2 protein-coding genes and 1 pseudogene are annotated in these 1,443 nt (G+C 70.1%); 2 read left to right on the top strand and 1 reads right to left on the bottom strand.

The window, feature by feature from the left end; all coding sequences use genetic code 11:
• The coding region (locus tag A5747_RS25710; RefSeq protein WP_198938245.1) for a hypothetical protein at nucleotides 1-194 on the bottom strand (194 nt) is incomplete at its 3' end.
• A gap of 16 nt (nucleotides 195-210) precedes the next feature.
• Here A5747_RS25710 and A5747_RS25705 point away from each other — a divergent pair.
• On the top strand, nucleotides 211-387 hold the full coding sequence (locus A5747_RS25705; RefSeq protein WP_198938244.1) for a hypothetical protein: 177 nt from the start codon (nucleotides 211-213) through the stop codon (nucleotides 385-387).
• Nucleotides 388-551: 164 nt separating this feature from the next.
• Nucleotides 552-1,443: pseudogene (locus A5747_RS22515) on the top strand (hypothetical protein); the annotation flags it as partial.

The raw sequence follows: 1,443 nt of genomic DNA, 5'->3' as shown, positions 1-1,443 counted from the left end.
CGTAGTCCATCGCGGAACCCACCGTCGCCGCCACCGCCGCCGGTGGTCGTAACGACGCAGCCTCCGGTCGTCACCACGCATCGTCCGCCGCCGCCGACGTCGACCCAGCCGCCGACCACCACGGCCATCACGACCACGCCTCCGCCGACTACGACGACGACGACGCCGCCTCCGCCGACGACGACCACCACCACGACCACGACAGTGCCGATGACGACGGAGTGGATCCACGTTCCGCTGCTACCGGTGCCCATTCCGGTGCCGGTTCCGGCGAATCAGGCGCCGCAGACCCCGCAGGCCCCGCAATATCCCCAGTACCCGCAGCAATACCCGGACTATTCGGGTGGCGGCGGCGCCCAGAACCCGTACCTGAGCCCCGGCTATTAGCAAGGATCTTTGAGCCGAGTCACTCCAGCGGCGCGCCCGGCAGCACGCGCGTAGCGTTGAAGAAGCCCCGATTCGGGCCAGGGGCTGTCTTTTCAATGCCCTCTTGAAGATGCCGTCTTGCGGATGCGTCTTCGAGAGGCCAGCGGAGGACTGGGAGGCTCAATTTGGAGATCGTGCTCGGGGTGTCGATGGCTCCCACGACGGTCCGCATGATCCTCATCGAGGGGCAGGCCGGCGACGGCGTGACCGTCGAAGAGGACGCGTTCGACGTGGCTGGAGGCGGCGACTCGACTTTCGGTGTGGCCGATCAGGTGATCGGCGCCATCGTCGGCACGCGCGAAGGCGCCGTCGAGGGCGGCTATCGGCTGGCATCGACGGGCGTGACCTGGACGGACCCCACCGAGGTCGCGGGGCTGCGCGATGCGCTTGCGCGCTGCGACGTCGGCGGCGTCATGCTGGTCTCCCCGCTGCTCGCCGCGGCCGCGTTGGCGCAGACGGTGGGTTCCGCGATGGACTACGAGCGCATCGCGATGCTGTTCGTCGAATACGACAGCGCGACGCTGGCCGTCGTCGAGATCGCCGACGGCTCGATCGTCGAGCTGCATCGGCGGGCCGTGGTCGGAGCCGGGAAGCCCGCACGCCGGCACGCCGTCGCGGCCGAGCTGGCGGCGATGGTCGCCGACCTGGACGCAACGGGCCCGCGGGCCGACGGCGTTTTCATCGTCGGCTGCGGGGTCGACATCGTCGGAATAAAGACCGTGCTCGACGCGGCGACCGTGCTGGACGTGATCGCGCCCGAAGAGCCGGACATGGCGCTGGCCCGCGGCGCGGCGCTGGCATCGGCGAATGCCCCGTTGTTCGCGTCGTCGACGTCCGCCCTGGCTTACGCGCTGGATCCGGGCACCGGAGAGCTGAATCCCGGCGCCCTCGCCCCGACCTACCTCGACGTCAGCGGCAACGCGGCGTTGAGTGCCGATGCGCTCGCCTACAGCGCCCTGGACGACATCGCGGACCACGCGTCGCGGCAGCGACGCCGGCCCATGCTGCTGGCGGGCA

Origin of the sequence: Mycobacterium sp. IS-836 (assembly GCF_001954275.1) — a bacterium.
GTDB lineage: Bacteria > Actinomycetota > Actinomycetes > Mycobacteriales > Mycobacteriaceae > Mycobacterium.
This window is presented reverse-complemented; position numbering and strand designations above follow the sequence as displayed.